Genomic DNA, 14,155 nt, shown 5'->3' with positions numbered 1-14,155 from the left:
CCCGGGCGCCACCCGAGTGGGGCGTCCGGGCCTTCGCTGGTCGAGCACGAGTCTGTCAGACCCGAAAGGAGTTACTTCTTCTTGGAGTAGTCGAAGCTCGGGGCCTTGTTGAGCGTGTCCTTGTCGGTATCGACATAGGCCGCCCACTTGTTGTCCTTGTTGCTGACCGAGATGGTGGAGGGGTCGAGGACGACGTAGCGCTCACCGAGGCCGAGGAAGCCGCCGACGCTGACGATGACGCCGGTCACGGTCTTGCCGTTCTCGATGACGAGATCCTCGATCTCGCCGACAGTCTCCTTGTTGTTGTTGTAGACGTTCGTGCCGATCAGCTTCGACGACGTGATGTCGGCCGGCTTCACGGTCACGAACTTGAGCTTCACGGTCGCCGTATCGGCCATCTTCATGCCCATCTCGGACGAGGAGTGCGCAGTGGTCGCCGGTGCGGGCGTCTGGGCCAGGGCGGGGACCGAAACGCACGAAAGGACCACGGCGGCGACGAGATTACGGTATGACAAAGATTTTTCCCCATAAGTAATAGCGCCGGAGACGAACAGTATTAGCAAATCCCTCTTCGAGATTTCTGCTTCGTCACTTGGGTCGCATCGGGAAGCACAACGTACCCATCCCGGAAACGTTCAGAATTTTTTTGGGTCAAATTTCAGTGGCTCGCCGGATGACCCCGGGTCGGTGCGGACTATCCTCGGACCGGATGGGAACACCGGCATCGCGGGGGCATTGCAGAGTTTGAAAACACGGCCCGCAAAACACGGCTCGTACGGAGCCGGAACGGACGATATCCAGTCATGACGATCAGATTCCCTCGCAGATTCCCTCGCGCCTTCTCCTTCGCCGTCCTGGTGGTCGGCCTCGGCTTCGCGGCTCCGGCGTTCGCGCAGTCCGCGGCCAGCCGGATCGACCAGCCGACCCCGGGGACCTTGCCGACGGGCACCGCGCATGACGGCGACAACGGTCACGTCGCGCCGGCCGGCGCCATCCGATCCTCCACCGACGTCATGAAGGGCGGGGCCGTGCAGGGCGACGGCGCGCCGTCGCGGACGAACCCGATCCAGCATCTCCCCAAGGACATGCGCTGACGCGAAGGACATGCGCTGACGCGGAGGCAGTGCCGATCGCCTGTACGACCCTGCCTCTCGGGTTCGTCGCAGCCTCAGATCATCAAGCTCGACACGCGCGCGTCCGGCGAAAGGCTTGAACAACGAGCCATCTGGGGGAGGGCCTCGGACGGCCGAAACTGGACGTCCGAGGCGATGGTCCCCTTCAGAAAGGCCATGACCGCCCTGACCCGAGGTGCGAATTGCAGGTCGGCGTGGACGTTGAGCCAGAGTTCCCGCGTGGTGAAGGCTTCGTCGTGCAGGACCGGGACGAGGTCGTCACGAGCCGTCACCGCGAAACTCGGCAGAAGAACGAGTCCTAGGCCTCCGCGTGCGGCGTTCTTCTGCGCGATCATGCTGTTGGATCGAAACACCGTCTGCCGCTCTTCGAGAAGGTCGTCCAGCCAACGGACGCAATCGACCTGCACGAGATCGTCGACGTACGAGACGAAGTGATGCTGCTTCAGCGCCAGTAGATCGGCCGGGCATCCATGCCGCGCGAGGTAGCTCGGCGCCGCATACAATCCGAGCCGGAACGCGCCGATCTGCTCCGAGATCAATCCTTTTCCGGGCGGCCTGAAGAAGCTGAGGAAGAGGTCGGCCTCGCGACGGTTGACGTAGACGGTCTGGGCCGAGGTCACGAGGTCGACCATCAGGTCGGGGTGGCGCTCCCGCAGGCCCCAGAGGCGCTCGGCCAGGTACAGGGAGGCGATGCCCTCCATCGTGGCGAGCCGCACCCGCCCTCCGATGCCGCCGCCGGGGTGATCCTCGTGCCGGAGGGAGATGACCGCGCTCTCGACCTGCTCGGCGTGCCGGAGCAGGCGCTGCCCCACGTCGCTGAGGCGCAGGCCCGACGGCAGGCGCTCGAAAAGCGCGAGCCCGAGAGCACTCTCCAGATTGGCGAGCCTCCGGCTCACGGTGGACTGGTCGACCCTCAGGCGTTTCGCGGCGGCGGCGAGGCTCCCGCCCCGGGCCGCCCCCAGGAAGATCTTGATGTCGTTCCAGTCCAGGAGATCGAAGGTCTGCATGGCCCGATGGCGGGCAAGATGCGCGCCAGAGAATCCCTCACGCTCGTCGGCAGGCCCGGCCTCCGCGGACATCCTGCAAGGCGCCTTGCAGATTTGTCGGCTTTGCAGGAAGCGCCCGCGCCGTAATCTCGCCGTGGAAAGGGAAATTCCATGCTCCCACGGTTCAAGGCCGCCGCCGTCCACGCCGCTCCCGTCTTCCTCGATGCGACCGCGACCACCGCCAAGGCGGTCGCCCTGATCGAGGAGGCGGCGCGGGCCGGCGCCGCACTGATCGCCTTTCCCGAGACCTTCATCCCGGCCTTCCCGGTCTGGGCGGCGCTCACGGCCCCGATCGACAACCACGACCTCTTCGCCCGCATGGCGGAGCAGTCGGTCCTCGCCGACGGGCCGGAGATCGCGCGCATCCGGCAGGCGGCGCGGGCGGCCGGCATCGTCGTGTCGATCGGCATCAGCGAGCGCTCGCCCGCCAGCGTGGGCTGCCTCTGGAACGCCAACCTCCTCATCGGCGAGGACGGGACGGTCCTCAACCATCACCGCAAGCTGATGCCGACCTATTACGAGAAGCTCGTCTGGGCCCCCGGCGACGGCGCCGGTCTGAAGGTGGTCGAGACCGCCATCGGCCGCATCGGCCAGCTCATCTGCGGCGAGAACACCAATCCCCTCGCGCGCTACGCCCTGATGGCCCAGGGCGAGCAGTTCCACATCTCGTCCTGGCCTCCGGTCTGGCCGACGCGCCGGCCCAAGGGCGGCGGGAACTACGACAACCTCGCCGCCAACCGCCTGCGCGCCAGCGCCCATTGCTTCGAGGCCAAGGCCTTCGGCCTCGTCACCGCCGGGGTGCTGGACAAGGCCGCCTACGACCTCCTGGCGGCGCGCGATCCGGGCGCCGCAGATGTGCTCGACGGAACACCGCGCGCCGCCTCGTTCTTCGTCGATCCGACCGGCGCGCAGATCGGCGAGGCGCTGCTGGAAGAGGGGATCCTCTACGCGGAGATCGACCTCAACGCCTGCATCGAGCCCAAGCAGTTCCACGACGTGGTCGGCTACTACAACCGCTTCGATGTCTTCGACCTCAGCGTGAACCGCCAGCGGCTCGCGCCCGCCCAGTTCCGCGATGGCCCGCCACCGGTCCCCGAACCGCTGCCGCCGGTCGCGACCGGCGCGTGACTTGCTCGCGCCGTGTCCCGTTCTGCGCGCCCCTGATCTCCACCGAGACCCACGCCCCCGAAGCCACAACCGAGAGGCCCCTCATGCTCGATCGTCGCAAACTCATCCTCGGAGGCGCGGCCGGCCTGATGCTGCCGGACCTGCGCGGGGCTCTCGCCCAGAGCCCGGCCGGGATCGGGACCTTCCCGGAGGGAGTCGGAGCGGATTCCGTCTTCATCGGCCTCAACATGCCGCTGACCGGGGTGTTCTCCGGCGACGGCAGCGACCTCAAGCTCGGCTACGAACTCGCGATCGCGCAGATCAACGCGGGCGGCGAGATCCCCGCGGCCTGGGGGCTCAAGGGCAAGGGCGTCCTCGGCCGCCAGATCCGCCACAAGATCGCAGACACCGAGGGCAAGCCCAACGTCGCGGTCCAGGCCGCGACCCAGTTCATCCAGCGCGACAAAGCCATCATGTTCCAGGGCTCCGTCAGCAGCGCCGAGGCCATCGCCCTCGAAGAGCTCGCGAGCCGCGACAAGGTCCTCTACATGGTCGGCATCGCCGGCTCGAACGACGTCACCGGCAAGAACTGCCAGCGCTACGGCTTCCGCTCACAGCAGAACGCCTACATGGCCGCCAAGGCCCTGGCCCCCGTCGTCGCCAAGGCGCTTGGCAAGACGCTCAAGGCCGCCTTCCTGGTGCCCGATTACACCTACGGGCAGACCGTCTACGACTCGTTCTCCAAGTTCTCGAAGGAGCAGGGCTGGACGCAGGTCCTGAAGGAGACGGTGCCGCTCGGCACGGCCGATTACAGCTCGGCGCTCCTCAACATCGCCAACAGCGGCGCCGACGTCTTCGTCAACATCTGCTTCGGCTCCGACGCGGTGGCCTCCACGAAGCAGGCCGAGCAGTTCGGCGTCCTCTCCAGCATGAAGCTCGTGGTGCCGAACCTGTCCTCGTTCCAGGACAAGGAGGTCGGCCCCGAACTGATGCAGGGCGTCTACGGCTCCTGCGACTTCTGGTGGACGCTGGAGGATCGCTATCCCCTCGCCAAGACCTTCGTCGAGTCCTTCCTGGCCAGGAACACGTACCGCCCGCGCTGGGGGGCCCACATCGCCTACATGCAGACCTACCTCTGGGCGCTCTCGGTGGAGCGGGCAGGGGGGTTCAACCCGGTCGATATCATCAAGGTGATGGAGGGCTCGAAGGCCCAGCCCTACGAGACCACCATCGGGCGCGTCTATTACCGGGCCGAGGACCACCAGATGGTGCGCCCGATCCCGATCCTGCGCGGCAAGGCGCCCTCGGCCATGAAGGGCCCGGAGGATTTCTACGAGGTCGTCGATCTCGTCGACGGCGAGAGCGTGATGAACCCGCCCGATCTGTTCGGGTGCAAGCTCGGTCCCTACAGCTGAAGGCGCGCGATCATGCCGAGCACCGCCGTCCTCCTCTCGCAGGCCTTCAACGGCCTCGCGCTGGGCAGCCTCCTGGCCCTGGTCTCCAGCGGGTTGACCATCATCCTGGGCACGCTCGGCGTGCTCAACTTCGCCCACGGCGCATTGTTCGCGGTGGGCGCCTACACCGCCTTCGTGATGATGCAGGCGACGCATTCCTTCGTGCTCGCCCTGCTCGGCGGCTGCGCCATCATGCTCATCATCGGCTTCGCCATGGAGCGGCTCATCATCCGCCATTTCTACGCCCGGCCGGACGAGGACCAGATCCTCGTCACCTACGGGATCGGCATGGTGCTGGTGGAGGGCCTGCGGAGCTGGTTCGGCGGCAACAGCCAGCGGGTGCCGGTGCCCTCCTGGGGCACCGGCGCGACGAAGCTCGGCTTCCTGGTCTACCCGACCTACCGCCTCCAGCTCATCGGCATCATCGCGGCGCTGCTGGTGGGCCTCTACCTCGTGCTCTACCGGACCTCCGTGGGCCTCGTGGTGCGGGCGGGCATCGAGAATGCCGGCATGGTCGGCATCCTCGGCATCGACGTGCGGCGCACCTTCCTGTTCGTCTTCGCGGTTGGCATCGTCGCGGTCGGTCTGGCCGGCATGCTCTACGCCCCCGTCGTCGCGGTGACGCCCGACATGGGCGCGAGCTTCATGGTGCAGTCCTTCGTGGTGATCGTGCTGGGCGGCCTCGGCTCCTTCCCCGGCGCCATCGTGGGCGGCCTGATCGCGGGCGAGATCATCAGCCTGACGAGCGCGTTCAACTCAGCCTATTCGGAAGTGATGCTCTACGGCCTCATGGCCCTCGTCCTGGTGGCGCGGCCGCAAGGGCTGTTCGGCACGGAGGGCCGGGTCTGATGGGCCTCCGCCCCTTACGCGCCGCCTGGCCCGAACTCGCTCTCCTCGTCGCCCTCCTGGCCGCACCGGTCCTGCTGCCGCCGCTGGGCTTCTCGCACGACCTCCTGTCGCGGGCGCTCAACTGGGCCCTGTTCGGCCTCGGCCTCGACATCCTGTTCGGGCTCGCCGGGCTCCTCTCCTTCGGGCAGGCGGCCTTCTACGGGGCCGGCGGGTTCGTCGCCGCCTACCTGCTGGTCTCCGGCACCGTCGGAAGCGTCTGGCTCGCCTTCCTGATCGGCACCCTGGCGGCCGGGATCTTCGGTCTCGCGGTCGGCTGGCTCGCTGTCCGGCGCATCGGCATCTACTTCGCCATGATCACCCTGGCTTTCGGCCAGATGGCCTATTTCATCCAGAACTCGCCGCTCTCCGACTATACCGGCGGCGAGAACGGCATCGCGGGGGTGCCCGTGCCGGTGATCGGCTTCGGGGCGAGCGCCGTCCGGATCACCGCCGGCCTGCCCATGTACGCGCTCCTCGCGGTCGCGTTCTTCCTCGGCTTCGTACTGGCCCGGCGCATCGTGCACTCCTCGGTGGGGCTGATCCTGAAGGCGGTCAAGGAGAACACCCCGCGCGTGGCCATGCTCGGCCACGACGTGCCGGCCTACAAGCTCGCGGCCTTCACCATCGCGGCTCTCTACGCGGGTCTCGCCGGCGCGATGCTGGGGTCCTTCCAGAGCTACATGCCGCCGGACGCCTTCGCGCTGGAAACCTCGGGCCAGCTCGTGGTGCAGACCATCGTGGGCGGGGTCGGAACCCTGATCGGTCCCCTGGTGGGCGCAGCACTCTGGCTGTGGCTGCGCGACAATCTCCAGCTCATCCCCGGCTTCGGCTCCCTCTGGAGGCTGATCCTCGGCGTCGCCTTCATCGGCCTGGTGATGGGCCTGCGGCGGGGCATCTGCGGCGAGATCCTGCATCGCTGGCGCCAGCGCGGCGAGGCCGCGCGCCTTCGCGCCGCGAAGGCCCGCACCGAGGCGATCGAGGAGGCCATCGCCTCGGAAAGCGTGGTCGTTCCGGAAATCCCGGCCGAGGTCGCGCTCCCCATGCCCCGGCCGGCCATCGACGGACGCACCGCCCATGCGGAGATCGCCCTGGAGGCGCAGGGGCTCGCGCGGCACTACGGCGGCCTCAAGGCCGTGGACGGCGTGAGCTTCCAGGTCCGGCGCGGCTCGATCCACGCGGTGATCGGCCCGAACGGCGCCGGCAAGAGCACGCTCTTCAAGATGCTGTCCGACGAGGTCGGCCCGAGCGCCGGGTCGGTTCTGCTGTTCGGTGAGCGGCTCACGGGGGCAGGGGTCACGGCGGCGACGCAGCGCGGCGTCGCCAAGAGCAACCAGCTCAACCAGCTTTTCCTCAATCTCACCGTGCGGGAAAACCTGCGGGTGGCGGCGCTGGCCCGTGCCCGCGGCCGCTTCCGCCTCGACCTTCTCGCTCCGGCCGGCGCCAACGCGGACGTGGAGGCGCAGGTCGAGACAATGCTGGGCATCCTCGACCTCGGATCAAGGGCGGAGACGCGCGTCGGCGTGCTGGCCTACGGCGAGAAGCGCCGCCTCGAAATCGGCATGGCCCTGGCCACCAGCCCCAACGTGCTCCTCCTCGACGAGCCACTGGCCGGGATGAGCTCGTCGGAGCGCGCCGCGACCTGCGCGCTCATCCGCAGGATCGGCCGCTCCTGCACCATCCTCCTCGTGGAGCACGACCTCGACGCCGTCTTCGGTCTCGCCGAACGCATCACCGTGCTGAGCGAGGGACGCCTCCTGGCGGACGGCCCCGCCGAGACCGTGCGACGCGATCCGGCGGTCCAGAAGGCCTATCTGGGCACGGCCCCGGACGAGGCCGCCGCCGAGGGAACCGCGATCCTGGGAGCCATGCATGAGCCTGCTTGAGGTCGAGGGCATCAACACCCTCTACGGGGATTCGCACGTCCTCTTCGACGTCTCCCTGCGCGTCGAGGAGAACGAGGTCGTGGCCCTGCTCGGCCGCAACGGCGCCGGCAAGACCACGACCTTGCGGACCCTGATGGGCGCGCTCGCGCCGCGCAGCGGCACGATCCGCCTCGACGGCCGGCCGATCCAGGGCTTGCCGCCCGAGAAGATCGCCCGCGTCGGCATGCAGCTGGTCCCGGAGGAACGCGCCATCTTCGGGACCCTCACGGTGGAGGAGAACCTGCGCGTCGCCCGCCTCACCGCGCCGAAGGGCTGGTCCCTGGACCGGATCTGGGAGGTCTTTCCGCGATTGAAGGAGCGCCGGACGTCGCGGGGCCGGACCCTGTCGGGCGGCGAGCAGCAGATGCTGTCGATCGCACGCGCCCTCATCCGCGATCCCCGGATCATCCTCCTCGACGAACCGTTCGAGGGCCTGGCTCCCCTGATCGTGCAGGACCTGATCGCCCTGGCGCGCCGCCTCGCCGAGGAGGGCCGGACCATCGTCGTGGTCGAGCAGAACGTGGCCGCGGTGCTCAGCTTCGCCCAGCGGGTCTACGGCTTCAACAACGGGCACGTCGTCTACGAAGGATCGGCGGCCGACCTTCGCAGCGATCCGGCGCCGATGCGCGCCTTCATGGGGCTGACCGCATGACCCGCGCATCCCGCCCTTAGGCGAGGACCGAAGGCCCGGCGGATGGCCGGGCATCGTCGACCGCGCGAGCGTGCTCCCGGCGGCTCCTCGCGTGTTCCGTCCCCTGCCGCGAAGGCCGCCGGCGCAGGGCGGCGAGGGCGTTCCGGCACTCCTCGACACGCGAAATTAACGGGACCGGTGATCTGAAGGCTGACGCAGGGTCGGGACGTTCCGGCCCTGGTCTCGAACGGCCGGGCGGGACATCGCACCCTGTCTTCATCGTTCCGGCGATCCTGCCGCCGAGATCGCTCCAGAACGATCGCGGCGAGGCAGGGCGCAAGTCCGTAGAAGCCGCCTCCCGCCAGCCGCCCGCACGGACGATTCCAGCATGAACCCGTATCTCCTCCTCGCCTTCGCCATCAGCGCCGAAGTGACGGCGACGCTCGCCCTCAAGGCCGCCGATGGACTGACCAAGCCGGTGCCGACGATCATCGTCGTGCTGGGCTACGGCACCGCGTTCTGGCTGATGTCGAACAGCATGAACATGCTGCCGATCGGGATCGTCTACGCGATCTGGGCCGGGGTCGGCATGGTCGGTGCGGCATTGGGCGGCGCGCTGCTGTTTCACGAACCCATCACCCTGCCGATGATCCTCGGCATCGCGGTGATCGCCGTCGGCGTGACGATTCTCGCCTCGGGCCAGACCGCGCCGCATTGAGCGGCCGGACACGCGTGCAGTTCGTTCCCGGTCGTCGAAGGGGGCCTTGAAGCCGATGTCGAGAGCCCGCCGCCTCCGGCCGCGTTTTCGCCACCCCTGGCTCGCCGGAGCGTTGGCGGGCGGGGTGGCCCTGGGAGGAGCGTCCTTCGCGCTCGTCGCGCTGCTCGGCGTGCCGAACCCGATCACCCTGGCGGCGCTGGCGATCGTCGAACCCTCCGCCATCGGCACATGGTTCGCGAGCCGGGTCGTGGCGGCCCCGGGCATCTCCGGCATCCTGCCCGTCCGGACCCGCCCCATCCCCGATCGCGTCCCGTGGAAGGGGCGCAGCCTTCCCCTCGGGGAGGTGCTGGCCGCGACCCACACCAATGCCTTTCTCGTCAGCCACAAGGGCGTCCTGATCCACGAATGGTACCGCCCCGGCTGGGATCAGACGACGCTGTTCCCGTCCTGGTCGGTGGCGAAATCCGTGGTCTCGCTGCTGGTCGGGCAGGCGATCGCCGGTGGCCGGCTCGCCGAGACCGACCACGTCGCCACCCTGCTGCCCTCTCTGCGCGGAGAGCCCGCCTTCGGACGCATCACCGTCCGCGACCTCCTCGACATGACGAGCGGGCTCGCTGTGCCGGAGAATTACGACCCGTGGCGACCGCTGGTGGGCACCGCCGGCATGTACCTCACCCGCGACATCCGGGACTTCGTGAAGGAGAGTGCCCGCCTGTCGTCCAATCCCGGCAGCGAGGGCCAGTATCGCAGCATCGACACGGAGATCCTCGGCCTGATCCTCGCCGAGGTCGAGGGCAGGCCCCTGGCCGACCTCCTCTCGGACCGGATCTGGAAACCCATGGGGGCGCAGGCGAACGCGACCTGGAATCTCGACCGGCCCGGAGGGACGGAGAAGGCCTTCTGCTGCATCAATGCCGTCGCCCGGGACTTCCTGCGCCTCGGGCTGATGGTGGCCGACCATGGCCGGGTCGGCGGCACGAGCGTCGTCCCCGCCTCGTGGATCGGGCGGATCGAGACCCCGGCACGCCGGGAGGTCGATGGCTGGCCCTACTCGGCGCAATGGTGGCACATCCCGGAGGGCGACGACGACATCTCGGCCATCGGCGTCTACGGCCAGTACGTCTACATCAACCGCGACACCGATACGGTGATCGTCAAGCTCAGCGACCACGGCGCCGAGGAGGACGAGGCGGACACGCTCGCCGTCATGCTGGCCATCTCCCGAGAGGTGGCCGCACCGCGACCGGCCCCCTGATGCTGGACACCGGTCGCAGGGGATACGTACGCTGGATGGTCCGCGGGATCACGCCGCCGGGGATCGCCGGCGGCCGAGATTCCGCATCCGCGCGACGGTCTCCGCCCGCCAGTTGCGCAGCAGCCGGCGTCTCACGCCCTCCCAGCGAATGGCCGGAACCGGCGAGACCGGATCGACGAGGGCACTGAGGGCGCGCGAGTAATCGAGCACGAGACCCGGCGTCCACGTCATCGCGCCCGCTCCGTTGCGCAGGATCGCGGCCGCCCAGAATTCCGGGCTCATCACCGCACGGGCGAGGTGCCGCCACGGCTTGCCGTCACGGTTGAACGCGCCTTCGACGGCCGCGTCCAGGGCGGAGGCCACCGTCGTCGAGCAGTTCCGACCCACGAGGTTGTAGGTCGCGTCGCGTCGATAGGCGGCCCAGAAATGCCGCAGGCGCGCCGCGTCGACCCCGCGGAGGGTGACCGTGACGGTCGCCTCGCACCAATCGTCCGCCTCCTCGCGATAGCTCGGCAGGAAACGTCCCGGCACGTCGTTTTCCGGGCCGGCGCGCAGGGTCGCGCGCAGGTTGTCGGGCGAGCGGTCGATCTCCACGGCCGGATAATGGCTCACATAGAGCGCGTCCTCCGTGACACCGGCGCCCAGTTCCAGCGCCGCGTGGCCGGTGGAGACGTGGCCGCGCCCGTTCACCGACACGACATAGCGATGGACCAGCCGCTGCCGGGCCGGGATCGTCGCCGTCCCGGTCGGCGTCCAGACATGGACGGTCAGCGCGTCCGAATGGGCGTCCGGAGCTTGCGCCAGGGGCTCGGCCGGCAGGTGCCGCATGCGCGCCCCGAGGATCGCCACCTTGATGCCGGCCAGCATCAGGAAGGCACCGATGCAGAAGCCGACCGTGCCCGCGTACCAGGTCGGCCAGGGCTGCAGGGTGATGATGCCCAAAGCCACGACGAGCGCCCCATGCGCCGCCGACAATCGCCATCCCGGAAAGCGCAGCACGTTCGCGAGCGCGAAGCGCGACAGGCCGTCGAACAGGAAGGCGGTTCCGAACAGCATGGCGAGCAGAAAGGTACTGGAGGACGATGCCAGCATCGTCAGCACCGCCACGACGAGGAGGAGCGCCGCCTTGAGGATGCGGAGGCGGCGTGCCGCCCCGGTGGCGACGAGGCCGCGCACGAACGAGCCCGCCGCCTCGAACACGAGGAGGAGGCCGAACCAGCGGTCGGGAATATGCGTCGCGCCGTCGAGGGCATCGATCACGAGCGCGCCGCCCAGAGCCGTCCAGACGATGCCGGCGCCGGTGACGAGGCCCCAGTGCCTGTGCACAACCTCGCGTCCGACCAGCAGCAGCCAGAGGGGAAGCGCCTTCGGACTTGCCGGGGATTCGGTGGACCCGAACGCATCCTCGACGGACCGATCGGTGGCCTTGATCGAGGCGAGGTCCAGAACGGCCTTTTCCTTCGGGCAGGCCCGCTCGGGCGCAGCATCGTCGTGCCTGGAATACGCGCCTTTCCCACCCGTCGGAATCTCCGCGGAGCCGTGGTGGCGTGGCTGAGGCGGTATGGTCACCCGTATTCGTCCCCCGGAGCGCATCGTCCCCCTCAACGAGAGTCCGAAACGAAGCAAAGGATCGATTAACGTCTCCGCTCCGGGCCGCCCTTTTCCGCGACGGACGACCGTTTTCCACCATCGCGTGACGTCTTCCACCCGGGCAGCGCATCCCGGTCTGGGCGTGCCCGCGATTCCTGTCCGGGCACCTCCCGCACTCCGTACCGGACACTATCGTCCGCGATTCCGGGACCCCTTTTCGCAAACCAGGAAAATACTCGAACAGAGATCGGGGTAGACTTGGCCCAGTTCGTAGCATCCGTCGAAATAGGCGGGCGACACGATGTCGGTCTTGAGCAGGGCATCCCACTGGAAGTTGGCGAGAGCCTTGAAGAAGATTCCCGAGCGGTGGATCACGCGCAGGCCCGCTTCCGTCGCCTCACGTTCGAGGGTGTCGAGCGTGTAGGTGCGCCGGTGACCATGCTGGCGCTCCGCCTCGGTCACGGCCGTGTTGTGAGAGATCAGTCCCATCTTCACCGCGATCTGGCGGGACGGCGCGTTGGCGTTCGGGCAGGCGATGAAGAGCCGGCCGCCCTCCGACAGCCACTCGTCGTTGACGCGGCCCAGGACACCGACCGGGTCGTCGAGATGTTCGAGGACATGCGTCAGGATCGCCGTGTCGTAGCGGTGGGGCAGGGCCGCCTCGTCGAAGGTCGCATGGACGAAGCTCACGCTCGGGTCGAGCCGCCCGCGAGCCGCGGCGATCGCCTCGCCGGAGGCTTCGATGCAGGTGACATCGGAGAAGAACGGCGTCAGTCGCCGCGTGAAATCCCCCCGGAAACTACCCAGTTCGAGCAGCCGGCCCGGCCGGAAGAACGGCGCGAACGCCCGCACCATGTATTTGTGCATGACGTCGAGGTCGAAATCGTAGGCGTAGCGGTGCCCCTCCACATCCTTCGTCTCCCGGTCGAAATCGCGCGCCTCGCTCATGGCTGCCCCCTCAAAGCTGTCCGACATCGATGTCCTGACCATTCAGACCTGCTGTCCATGCGGATGCAGGAGATCGAGCGACAGGTGCAAGGTCTCTCCCGCCTCTTCATCCGTGGTGAAACCGAGCCTGCCGTAAAGGCTGAGCGCGCTGGCCTTGCGATCGACGCTGAGAGCCAGCCGAGGGAAGCCGAGGCCGCGGACATGGCCGATCGCCTCCTCGATGAGACGGCGCCCGAGACCGGCCCGGGTCAGGTCCGGCAATACGCTGACACTGGTCACGAAGGCGCAGTTCCGCTCGGGATCGTCGCAATAGACCGCGACCAGTCCGACGACGGCCGAGTCCTTCCAGAGCTCGAACCGTTCCGCCCGCGCCACGAGCTTGGCGGCGTAATCGGGAACCGACACGCGCAGACTGAGCGGCGGCGTGAAGGTTCGGTCGCAAAGGGTGAGATGCGCCAGGACATCGTCGAGCCGGGAGCGGTTCCGCTCGACCCGCAGGCCCGTCACGGCTCGAGCCGCGCGGCGCCGAACCCGAACCGGCCGAAGGCATTGCCGTTGTAGAGCAAGTATGTCGCGCCCTCGCAGGTGAAGACGTGCGGATAGCATTGCATCTCCGCGTCCCAGGCACCCGAGGTCCCGCCCAGGGGCAACATCGCATCGTCGCGGGTCCAATGGACGACATCGTCGGACCATGCATGCCCGATCCGGTAGCCGCGCTCGGGATTCGTCCTGAAATCGAGCTGCTCCCGGTAGCAGAACACCATGTGCCGGCGGGTGCCGAGGTCGAACACGCTGGGGAGTGCCTGGCACTCGTCCGGACCGAGCCGATCCGGGATGATCCGGCGCCCTTCCTCCTTCGTCCAGGCGACACCGTCGGTCGAGGTGGCATGTCCGATCTTGTAGACGCGTTCCGGCGCCGCGCCCGGTTCCGGGAGGCTCCAGGCAGTGCCGAAGATGTACCACATGTGGAACAGGCCATCGATCACACGGACGAAGCCGTCACCCACCAGGAACGGCTCGCCGAGCGAGGCGGAGAGGACGGGCCCCGCTCCCCGCCGCTCGAAGGTCAGGCCGTCGTCGGAACTCACCGCCAAGCCGATCCCGGTCTCCACGGGGACCGAGACGCGCCGGCTCCAGCCGGTCGTGTAGCCGTAGACGAGGTCGCCGTGGCGCAGCACGTTCAGCGGGAAAATCCCGTGCTCGTCGAACGTCCCCAGACCGCCGGGGGGCAGGACCGGTCGCGGCGAGACCTGCAGGACCGTGCTCAGGTCCTTCCGCATGTCGACGAAGGCGACATGGCTGAGATACTGGCCATCCGGCTCCCGGCTGCGGGTCGAGAAGAAGATCCGCACACGATCGTCGAGGACGAGGGCCTGCGGAGATTGGGCGAAGGCACCGCATCCGAACGGAATCGGATGCTTCCGCGGATCGAAAATCTGGCCGAGCTTCTTCCAATGCATGGC

14 protein-coding genes are annotated in these 14,155 nt (G+C 68.3%); 8 read left to right on the top strand and 6 right to left on the bottom strand.

The window, feature by feature from the left end; translation table 11 throughout:
• Nucleotides 1–71: 71 nt before the first annotated feature.
• Nucleotides 72–404 carry a PRC-barrel domain-containing protein gene (locus tag ACFQ4G_RS16510; protein WP_379040629.1) on the bottom strand — a complete coding sequence of 111 codons (333 nt, stop codon included), beginning with the start codon at nt 402–404 and terminating at the stop codon, nt 72–74.
• 399 nt (nt 405–803) lie between these two features.
• Between ACFQ4G_RS16510 and ACFQ4G_RS16505 the strand changes: the two genes are divergently transcribed.
• A complete protein-coding gene (locus ACFQ4G_RS16505; RefSeq protein ID WP_238208645.1) occupies nt 804–1,094 on the top strand; it encodes a hypothetical protein in 291 nt (96 codons plus the stop codon).
• Nucleotides 1,095–1,168: 74 nt separating this feature from the next.
• Here the strand turns inward: ACFQ4G_RS16505 and ACFQ4G_RS16500 are convergent, their stop codons facing one another.
• The gene (locus ACFQ4G_RS16500) at nt 1,169–2,140 is read right to left on the bottom strand and encodes a LysR family transcriptional regulator (RefSeq protein WP_238208704.1); all 972 of its coding nucleotides are present in this window, start codon (nt 2,138–2,140) and stop codon (nt 1,169–1,171) included.
• 150 nt (nt 2,141–2,290) lie between these two features.
• Here ACFQ4G_RS16500 and ACFQ4G_RS16495 point away from each other — a divergent pair, with 150 nt between their 5' ends.
• The 7 genes from ACFQ4G_RS16495 to ACFQ4G_RS16465 all read left to right on the top strand — a co-directional run bounded on the left by ACFQ4G_RS16495 (nt 2,291) and on the right by ACFQ4G_RS16465 (nt 10,154).
• A complete protein-coding gene (locus tag ACFQ4G_RS16495) occupies nt 2,291–3,307 on the top strand; it encodes a carbon-nitrogen hydrolase family protein (RefSeq protein ID WP_238208646.1) in 1,017 nt (338 codons plus the stop codon).
• An 83-nt stretch (nt 3,308–3,390) separates the two neighbouring features.
• A complete protein-coding gene (locus ACFQ4G_RS16490) occupies nt 3,391–4,701 on the top strand; it encodes a substrate-binding protein (protein WP_238208647.1) in 1,311 nt (436 codons plus the stop codon).
• 12 nt (nt 4,702–4,713) lie between these two features.
• On the top strand, nt 4,714–5,589 hold the full coding sequence (locus ACFQ4G_RS16485) for a branched-chain amino acid ABC transporter permease (protein WP_238208648.1): 876 nt from the start codon (nt 4,714–4,716) through the stop codon (nt 5,587–5,589).
• The gene (locus ACFQ4G_RS16480) at nt 5,589–7,511 is read left to right on the top strand and encodes a branched-chain amino acid ABC transporter ATP-binding protein/permease (protein WP_238208649.1); all 1,923 of its coding nucleotides are present in this window, start codon (nt 5,589–5,591) and stop codon (nt 7,509–7,511) included. Before ACFQ4G_RS16485 ends, ACFQ4G_RS16480 begins: the two co-directional genes overlap by 1 nt.
• A complete protein-coding gene (locus tag ACFQ4G_RS16475; protein ID WP_238208650.1) occupies nt 7,498–8,202 on the top strand; it encodes an ABC transporter ATP-binding protein in 705 nt (234 codons plus the stop codon). The genes ACFQ4G_RS16480 and ACFQ4G_RS16475 overlap by 14 nt, the downstream gene beginning before the upstream one ends.
• A gap of 367 nt (nt 8,203–8,569) precedes the next feature.
• On the top strand, nt 8,570–8,899 hold the full coding sequence (locus ACFQ4G_RS16470) for a DMT family transporter (RefSeq protein WP_238208651.1): 330 nt from the start codon (nt 8,570–8,572) through the stop codon (nt 8,897–8,899).
• A gap of 55 nt (nt 8,900–8,954) precedes the next feature.
• Complete coding sequence (locus ACFQ4G_RS16465; protein WP_238208652.1) at nt 8,955–10,154, top strand: serine hydrolase domain-containing protein; 1,200 nt, start codon at nt 8,955–8,957, stop codon at nt 10,152–10,154.
• Between the two features lie 48 nt (nt 10,155–10,202).
• Here the strand turns inward: ACFQ4G_RS16465 and ACFQ4G_RS16460 are convergent, their stop codons facing one another.
• From ACFQ4G_RS16460 to ACFQ4G_RS16445, 4 genes are all read right to left on the bottom strand, one after another.
• Nucleotides 10,203–11,723, bottom strand: coding sequence for an HdeD family acid-resistance protein (locus tag ACFQ4G_RS16460; RefSeq protein ID WP_238208653.1), 1,521 nt, complete (start codon nt 11,721–11,723; stop codon nt 10,203–10,205).
• Nucleotides 11,724–11,933: 210 nt separating this feature from the next.
• Entirely contained in the window at nt 11,934–12,719 is a 786-nt protein-coding gene (locus ACFQ4G_RS16455; protein ID WP_238208654.1) for a class I SAM-dependent methyltransferase, read from the bottom strand.
• A gap of 15 nt (nt 12,720–12,734) precedes the next feature.
• Nucleotides 12,735–13,199 carry a GNAT family N-acetyltransferase gene (locus ACFQ4G_RS16450; protein ID WP_238208655.1) on the bottom strand — a complete coding sequence of 155 codons (465 nt, stop codon included), beginning with the start codon at nt 13,197–13,199 and terminating at the stop codon, nt 12,735–12,737.
• Nucleotides 13,196–14,152 (bottom strand): hypothetical protein, encoded by a 957-nt coding sequence (locus ACFQ4G_RS16445; RefSeq protein WP_238208656.1) that lies wholly within the window; start codon nt 14,150–14,152, stop codon nt 13,196–13,198. Before ACFQ4G_RS16445 ends, ACFQ4G_RS16450 begins: the two co-directional genes overlap by 4 nt.
• Between the last annotated feature and the right edge of the window lie 3 nt (nt 14,153–14,155).

The organism is Methylobacterium marchantiae, from assembly GCF_042679825.1.
Lineage (GTDB): Bacteria > Pseudomonadota > Alphaproteobacteria > Rhizobiales > Beijerinckiaceae > Methylobacterium > Methylobacterium marchantiae.
Note: the sequence above shows the minus strand (reverse complement) of the source record. Positions and strands in the feature narration are given on the sequence as shown.

What these genes read in the sequence shown, in the direction of transcription:
- ACFQ4G_RS16510 (WP_379040629.1), bottom strand. Translation starts at nt 404, where the DNA reads ATGAAGATGGCCGATACGGCGACCGTGAAGCTCAAGTTCGTGACCGTG.
- ACFQ4G_RS16505 (WP_238208645.1), top strand. Translation starts at nt 804, where the DNA reads ATGACGATCAGATTCCCTCGCAGATTCCCTCGCGCCTTCTCCTTCGCC.
- ACFQ4G_RS16500 (WP_238208704.1), bottom strand. Translation starts at nt 2,140, where the DNA reads ATGCAGACCTTCGATCTCCTGGACTGGAACGACATCAAGATCTTCCTG.
- ACFQ4G_RS16495 (WP_238208646.1), top strand. Translation starts at nt 2,291, where the DNA reads ATGCTCCCACGGTTCAAGGCCGCCGCCGTCCACGCCGCTCCCGTCTTC.
- ACFQ4G_RS16490 (WP_238208647.1), top strand. Translation starts at nt 3,391, where the DNA reads ATGCTCGATCGTCGCAAACTCATCCTCGGAGGCGCGGCCGGCCTGATG.
- ACFQ4G_RS16485 (WP_238208648.1), top strand. Translation starts at nt 4,714, where the DNA reads ATGCCGAGCACCGCCGTCCTCCTCTCGCAGGCCTTCAACGGCCTCGCG.
- ACFQ4G_RS16480 (WP_238208649.1), top strand. Translation starts at nt 5,589, where the DNA reads ATGGGCCTCCGCCCCTTACGCGCCGCCTGGCCCGAACTCGCTCTCCTC.
- ACFQ4G_RS16475 (WP_238208650.1), top strand. Translation starts at nt 7,498, where the DNA reads ATGAGCCTGCTTGAGGTCGAGGGCATCAACACCCTCTACGGGGATTCG.
- ACFQ4G_RS16470 (WP_238208651.1), top strand. Translation starts at nt 8,570, where the DNA reads ATGAACCCGTATCTCCTCCTCGCCTTCGCCATCAGCGCCGAAGTGACG.
- ACFQ4G_RS16465 (WP_238208652.1), top strand. Translation starts at nt 8,955, where the DNA reads ATGTCGAGAGCCCGCCGCCTCCGGCCGCGTTTTCGCCACCCCTGGCTC.
- ACFQ4G_RS16455 (WP_238208654.1), bottom strand. Translation starts at nt 12,719, where the DNA reads ATGTCGGACAGCTTTGAGGGGGCAGCCATGAGCGAGGCGCGCGATTTC.
- ACFQ4G_RS16445 (WP_238208656.1), bottom strand. Translation starts at nt 14,152, where the DNA reads ATGCATTGGAAGAAGCTCGGCCAGATTTTCGATCCGCGGAAGCATCCG.